This is a genomic window from Frankia sp. AgB1.9, from assembly GCF_016786355.1.
GTDB lineage: Bacteria > Actinomycetota > Actinomycetes > Frankiales > Frankiaceae > Pseudofrankia.
Genome location: NZ_JADWYX010000081.1, coordinates 35,262 through 41,424 on the forward strand (window position 1 = coordinate 35,262; position 6,163 = coordinate 41,424).

The window sequence follows — 6,163 nt, forward strand, 5'->3', positions numbered from 1 at the left end:
GCACGCCTCCCTGCTCGCCGTCATGACGCGGGTACCTGGGCGGCGGACACCGCGACCCTGGCCCGGCCGGCGGCGGATGACCCGGTCGTGGCCCGGGCGGCGGCCGCCGGGGGCGGTTCCGGCAGTCCGAGCGCACGATCGAGCAGCGCGCGGTGGGCCGGCGTGAACGGGACGTCGACGCCGACGAGCTCCAATGGCACCCGGCCGGCGCCCGACGAGCCGCCCGGCGCCGCGGTCAGCGAGAGGCCCGGCACCGCCGAGACCGCCCGCGCGGCCAGCCGGTCCAGCACCGCCGAGGTGATACGTGGCCACGCCGCCCCGAGCAACGCGGTGAGCGCGACGAACCACCAGTTGCTGATCGTGTCGGTGTAGGCGAGCAGGTAGAGACCGGCCTCGATGACCAGACCGGCGCCGAGCATGATCCGGGCCCGCCGGAACACCTCGTACCGCTCGATGAGGTCGTTGACGAAGCCGGTCGGGTTGCGTGACAGCGAGACCCCGATCAAAGCGGGCAGCACGGTCGAGAAGTGGCCGAGGAAGGAGAAAAGGCCTTGCAACGTCGCGTGATCGGTGCCGACCTTCGCGAAGACGTCCTGGAGGGCGACGAAGCCGACCCCGGCCAGCAGCCCGCCGGCGAGCGCTCCGCTGACGTACCCGATACCCGCGACGACCACGGTCATGACCAGCCCGAGGCTGACGAAGATCGTGAACCGGTCCGGGCTGACCGACACCACCGCCGTCGACATCAGCGCGCCGCCGACGCCCGCGATCGCCGCCGAGAGCATGAAGACCGACAGCTTGAGGCGGACGGGGTTCTGCCCGAGCGTGGCACAGGCCGCCGGGCTGTCCTTCAGGGCGACGAGCCGTTGGCCGTAACCGCTGCGCCGTAGGGTCACCATCAGGACGCCGAGCACCGCGAACAGCACGGTCACGACCATCAGGAACTGGCCGCCGTTGGCCAGGTCGATCGGCCCGAACCGGGGCCGTGGCACGTTGAGCGTCCCGTTGGGGAAGATCGAGAACCTGGTGTGCACCAGCGGCAGCACCCTGGGGACGGTGTCCGCGACCACCATCGTCGAGACGAACACCCCGAACGCCATGGTGGCCAGGGCCAGGTAGAGGCCGCGCAGGCGCAGCGCCGGCAGCGCGACGAGCGCGCCGACGACCGCGCATACCGCCGCCGCGAGCAGCAGGCCCCAGATCGTCATCCGGGTGTCCACGCCGTGCCCGGTGATGCCGTAGTGGTAGGCGATGATCGTGCCGATGGCGCCGAAGGACACCGGAGCCAGGTTGATCTCCCCCGCGTAACCGGTCAGCGGGACCAGCGAGAGAGCGATGATCGCGAAGGTCATCCCGGTGACCATCGTGTTGACGACGGTCGGGGCCATGATCTCCTTGAGCAGGAACATCACGACGACCAGCACGACCGCCCAGGCCACGGCCGAACGCAGGGTCGGGACGCGGAACCGCTCGCGGGCCCGGGTGATCGTCGCGCCGCGCAGCCGGTCCTGCGGCAGCCACAGCAGTACGACGAACAGCAGGATCATCGGCAGCGAGATCCGGAAGTCCGACGTCCACGTCCACCGTTCGCTGGGGAAGTACGCGAGCACGTAGTTGTTCGCGAGGCCCAGCACGACCGCGCCGAGGAACGTCAGCGGCACACTGCGCAACCGGCCGAAGACCGCGGCGGCGAAGGCGTCGATGACGAGCAGGGTCAGGGCGTTCGGGTCGAGTGAGCCGCCCAGGATCGGCGTGATCAGGATTCCGGCGAGCGCGGCGAGCATCGAGCCGAGCGCCCAGGACAGCGTCGCCAGCCGGTCCGGGCGCCCGCCGGACAGCCGCAGCAGCGGCGGGTCGTCCACCACGGCGCGCATGCCGACCCCGGTGCGGGTGCGGGCGAAGAAGAACCGCAGCCCGACGGCGATCACCACCGCCGTGGCCAGGGCGAACAGCTCGTGGTAGGTGATCCGGCTGCCGGCGATGCTGACCTGGTGCGTGCCGCCGAAGAAGTAGTCGAACCGTCGGGGCACGGTCGGGTCCCAGATCCAGTTCGCGAGTGCCAGTGAGCCGACGGTCAACGCGACCGTCACCGTGATCCTGGTGATCTCAGTGGTCTCGCGGAGCCCTCGCATGATCGAGACGTGCAGCAACGCCCCCAGCGCGGGCGCGAAGACGCCGAGCACGGCGACCAGCGCCAGCGGGGCCGGCCAGTGCCAGCCGAACCGGACCTGCCAGTAGACGAACGCCGACAGCATCGCGATCGAGCCGTGGCCGAAGTTGAAGATGCCGGACGTGGTGCAGGTCAGGACCAGCCCGGAGGCGGCGATCCCGTAGATCCCACCCAGCACCAGGCCGAGGATCGTGTACTGCAGAAACTGCTCCACCGCTGCGCCAGCCGTTCTCGAATCGGTCTCCCGCCCGCGCTATGCCTGGGGCCTGATGGCCTTGTCCGTCAGGTAGTTCGTGGCGATCCGGTCGGCGTTCAGCTTCACGGTCACGAAATCGGCCGGCAGTTTCACCGTGTAGCTCGGCGAGCAGTCGAAGGCGCCCAGCTTCGTCGGGTACACCTGGACGTACTTGGTGCCCTGGAGCCGCAGCAGCATGCCGCAGGTCGGACCATGGTTCCCGCCGGGGTCCGAGGCCGCGTGCAGGCCACCACCGGTCCATTTGGTGATCTTCGACAGTTTGTTGACCATGCACTGGCGGGTCAGCGTCGAGCCGCACTCCTTCGCGGCCGTCGCCCACAGCAGGAACGACGAGGTCGCCTGCGCGCCCAGCTGGCTGACGTCACCGCCGTCGGCCTTGACCACGTCGATGTACTTCCGCACCGCCGGGGTCTGGGCGGCCTGCTCCAACGGGATGTAGGCGGTCCGCACGTAGACGTTGTCGGCCAGGTGGTTGGCGTTGAAGTCGGCGAGGCCCTGGGTGTAGTTGTTGGTCTCCGTCAGCCAGAGCGGATGGAAATCGACCTGGTTCGCCGCCTGCAGCATGTTGTAGAGCTGGGGCCCGGCCGAGAGGGTGAACCAGACGACCTGTGCCCCGCAGTCCTTCAGCTTCTGCATGAACGGCTTGTAGTCCGGCTCGCCGAAGTAGTTGACGGTCTGGGTGCAGGGCAGCCAGTTCCAGCCGAACGGCTTCGACGCCTCGACACCGCGCCTCGTCGAGTAGTTCTCGGTCGCCAGCGTCGTGGTGTACTCGGCGGCCTTCTTGACGGCGTCCGGGTACAGCTTGGCGAACTGGGCGAAGAACGCTCCGACCGTCTCGTCGGCCGGGTTCGGCACCGCCTGGTACTGCATGGGACCGTTGGCGAACTCGGGGCTCACCGAGAAGGTCGGGACCGACACCAGGTCGCAGGCGACCCGGGTCTGCTCGCCCGTCGAGTCGAGCGCCCAGCCCTGGCCGACCAGCATGAAGGCCGAGCCGCAGGCCTCGGTCATCACGTTGTTCGTTTCGGTGATCTTGGCGTCGTAGAACGTGCCGTTGACCTGGCGGCCGTTGATACCGCCCTGGTCGTCACACCATTTGATCATCGCCTTGACGGCGTCGCCCACCTCGTGCGAGAGGCCTGGACTGCCGGTGAACCCACGGTCGTCGCCGTAGGCGATGTTGATCGCGGCGTCGGTGACGCCCTGGTCCGTCGCGCCCTTGGCCGTGCCCGGGCCGCATGGGCTCGGCAGGTCTCCGAAGGTCTGGCCGGCCGGCGCGGCGGTGGTCGCCTGGCCGGCCGCCCCGCCACCCCCGTCGGGATTCGCGCCTCGATGGCCGGCACCACAGGCCGCGACCAGGACTGCCACGACGACCGGCACACCGAGCCGACGTAATCGGGACTTTCTCTCCATGGCACACCCTCGGCCCCAGCGGGGCCCATCTCACGAGCCCCCGGTGGTCGGGAACCGTATCGACGTTGAATCTGATGGTCAATCAGGGAATCGGGTGAGAGGCCGATCGGGGCCGCTGAGATGCCAGGAAGCCGAGACACCGGTCCCGGCTCCAGTCGCCTGATACACCGTCAGATTCGTCCGGAGATGGACGACTTGCCGACGCCGCGCCGGCCACGCTCAGCGGTTGAGGACGGCCCGCAGGGCTCCGGCCAACTCGGGGTGGCGGAACTGGTAACCGGCGTCGGTGAGGACGCGGGGCACGACCCGCTGGGAGGCGAGCGCCGCCTCGTCGGCGAGGCCGCCGACCACGGCCCGCAGCGCCAGCCGCGGCACCGGCAGGATGGCCGGGCGGCGCAGCACGGTCCCGAGCGTGCGCGCGAACTCGGCCCCGGTGACCGCGCCGGGCGCGACCAGGTTCACCGGCCCGGCAACGGCCGAACCGTCATCCGCCGGACCGGAAACCGCCAGTCCAGAAACCGCCGACCCGGAGACCGCCGACCCGGAGACCGCCGAACCGGAGACCGCCGACCCGGAGACCGCCGAACCGGAGACCGCCGAACCGGAGACCGCCGAACCGCCATCCGCCCGCCCGCCTGTGGCCAGCAGGAATCGGGCGGCCGCCACCCAGTCGTCGAGGCTGATCCAGGACACCCACTGCCGGCCCGAGCCGAGCCTGCCGCCGACGCCCAGCCGGAACAGCGGCAGCTGCCGGGCGAGGACGCCGCCCCGGCCGGCCAGCACGACCCCGCTGCGCAACAGGCACACCCGGACGCCCGCGTCGGCCGCCGGGGCCGTGGCCGCCTCCCAGGCCCGCACCACGTCGGCGAGGAACCCGGTTCCGGCGGGAGCCGTCTCGTCCACCGGCTCGTCGGCGGACACGCCGTACCAGCCGGTGCCACTCGCCGACAGCAGCACGACCGGCCGACCGCCATCGCCGGCCGCCTCGCCCACGCCGCCCGCTTCGCTGGCGCCGCCCGCCTCGCCCACGCCGCTCGCGCTCCGGCGAGCGGCGAGCGCGCCAGCGAGCAGCCGGGTGCCGTGGACGCGGCTGTCGAGGATCTTCTGCCGGTAGGACTCGGTCCAGCGGTGGTCGCCGATGCCGGCGCCGGCCAGGTGCACCACCGCGTCCACGCCGGCGAGCACCGAGGCGTCGAGCTGGCCGCCGTCGGGATCCCAACGCGCCTCGTCGGGGCCGCGGGGCTCGCGGCGCACGAGGGTGACGACGACATGCCCATCCGCCCGCAGCGCGGGCACCAGCGCGGATCCGAGCAGCCCCGACGCCCCGGTCACCACGATCTGCATGCCCCCACCCTCCCCGCCGGTCCGCCAACGGAATCATCCCGCGAGGTGGCGGATCGGGCCCGCCCCCGCGCGGAAGGATCTGTCGGTGCTAGTCCTCTCCCGCCAAGGTCTGCCCGCTCCGCACCTTGATCATGATCACGAGTCTGGCCCTCAAACGGTTGCGACCAGGCCTGATTCAGGACCACTTGAGGGCGAAAACGGCGATCACTGCACCGGGCCGACCTTCGCGGGCGGGGCGCTAGTCCTCTCCCGCCCACGCCTTCGTGGAGAAGGTCATCGCGAGGTAGCGGGCGAGCTGGCCGAGCGGCTCGTCGGGGTAGACACCTGCGAGCTCCTCGAGCAGGCGGGACGCGACCATCGTCTCCGCCTCGGTGAGCAGCACGGCCTGCGCCGAGATCGGCCGTTCCAGCCGCCACGACAGAACGCGGGCGAACTCGTCCCTTTCCCACGGCTCACCATCAAGATCACGCGCAGCACTGGTAAACCGAGCCCCCGGATCAGGACCACCACTCACGACGGGCCTTCCTCACTCACAGCACCCGGCTTCCGGAAAAGGCACCACAGGCCGTCAGTCCCGACGCCCACCTTCAAGCCAAGCCCCGGCCCGCCAGACCGACCCGCGAAGACGGGAAACCCGGACCAACCGGCCCAACCCGACCCGTAGATCCGGACCAAACGACGCAGCCCAGCCACACACCGAACGACCTAGCCCGACCCGAAGATCCGGACCAAACGACGCAGCCCAGCCATAGCACCGAACGACCCAACCCAGCCAAGAGACCAACCGAGATACGCCCCCGACCCCCGACATCCACCTTCGCGAACATCAGGGGTTGGAGGGCGCTCAGCGCCCGAGGTGACGTGGCCGGCGGGCGCTAAGCGCCCGTTCCGGCCGCGTCACCTTATTCGAGGTAGTCCCGCAGCTTCTGCGACCGGGACGGATGACGCAGCTTCGACAACGTCTTCGACTCGATCTGCCG

The 6,163-nt window shown here is 70.5% G+C and carries 4 protein-coding genes; all 4 read right to left on the minus strand.

The features are described 5' to 3' along the window. Positions 1–20: 20 nt before the first annotated feature. The 4 genes from I6A60_RS27455 to I6A60_RS27470 all read right to left on the minus strand — a co-directional run bounded on the left by I6A60_RS27455 (position 21) and on the right by I6A60_RS27470 (position 5,697). The gene (locus tag I6A60_RS27455; RefSeq protein ID WP_203021700.1) at positions 21–2,384 is read right to left on the minus strand and encodes an ABC transporter permease; all 2,364 of its coding nucleotides are present in this window, start codon (positions 2,382–2,384) and stop codon (positions 21–23) included. Between the two features lie 39 nt (positions 2,385–2,423). Next, positions 2,424–3,839: an ABC transporter substrate-binding protein gene (locus tag I6A60_RS27460; RefSeq protein WP_203021701.1), complete on the minus strand. Its 1,416-nt coding sequence runs from the start codon at positions 3,837–3,839 to the stop codon at positions 2,424–2,426. A 219-nt stretch (positions 3,840–4,058) separates the two neighbouring features. After that, positions 4,059–5,183 carry an epimerase gene (locus I6A60_RS27465; protein ID WP_203055732.1) on the minus strand — a complete coding sequence of 375 codons (1,125 nt, stop codon included), beginning with the start codon at positions 5,181–5,183 and terminating at the stop codon, positions 4,059–4,061. Positions 5,184–5,421: 238 nt separating this feature from the next. Further along, positions 5,422–5,697, minus strand: coding sequence for a hypothetical protein (locus tag I6A60_RS27470; protein ID WP_203017362.1), 276 nt, complete (start codon positions 5,695–5,697; stop codon positions 5,422–5,424). Between the last annotated feature and the right edge of the window lie 466 nt (positions 5,698–6,163).

Bases quoted from the DNA above. Each gene is read 5' to 3' on its own strand.
- I6A60_RS27460 (WP_203021701.1), bottom strand. From the start codon at position 3,839: ATGGAGAGAAAGTCCCGATTACGTCGGCTCGGTGTGCCGGTCGTCGTG.
- I6A60_RS27465 (WP_203055732.1), bottom strand. From the start codon at position 5,183: ATGCAGATCGTGGTGACCGGGGCGTCGGGGCTGCTCGGATCCGCGCTG.